The organism is Mesorhizobium sp. M7A.F.Ca.US.014.04.1.1, assembly GCF_003998745.1.
Lineage (GTDB): Bacteria > Pseudomonadota > Alphaproteobacteria > Rhizobiales > Rhizobiaceae > Mesorhizobium > Mesorhizobium ciceri.
On sequence record NZ_RZRW01001449.1, the window covers coordinates 1 to 462 of the forward strand.

1 protein-coding gene is annotated in these 462 nt (G+C 58.2%); it reads left to right on the forward strand.

Annotated features, from left to right (window positions below; all coding sequences use genetic code 11):
* Positions 1–205 precede the first annotated feature (205 nt).
* A partial coding sequence (locus EOA22_RS37040; protein WP_127390777.1) for an ATP-binding cassette domain-containing protein occupies positions 206–462 on the forward strand: 257 nt, incomplete at its 3' end.

A 462-nucleotide genomic window follows, 5' to 3' on the forward strand; every position in this document is an offset into this window, starting at 1 on the left:
TTGGACATGACGTCCCGCCATACATTTCGGTGCCGACGTTGCGTGTCAAGAAGCTCGACCTTCTCAGTGCCCTCAAGCAGGTCACCAAGGAAGATGCTCCGGCCTCGGTGGTAAAAATCTGCAACGGCGAGTGCTTCTAGCCCACTTTTTCGTCGGCGGGCTCCAACAGGCCGCCGACGCTCCCCTAGCGATCGAGAAAATCGTCATGGCCGAAGCGAAAACGTCACCGTCCCACAACGCGATCGTAGCGATGCAACGCATCAGCAAGTCGTTTGGCGCAAACCGCGTGCTGTCTGATATTTCGTTCGAGGTCATGGCCGGTGAAACGCACGCGCTGCTCGGCGAGAACGGTGCGGGCAAATCGACGCTCATGAAGATTCTCATGGGAGCCTATCGAACGGATGAAGGCCGCATTCTGTTCGCCGGAGAGGACGTCACGGCCTTGTCGCTTCGCGACAGGAT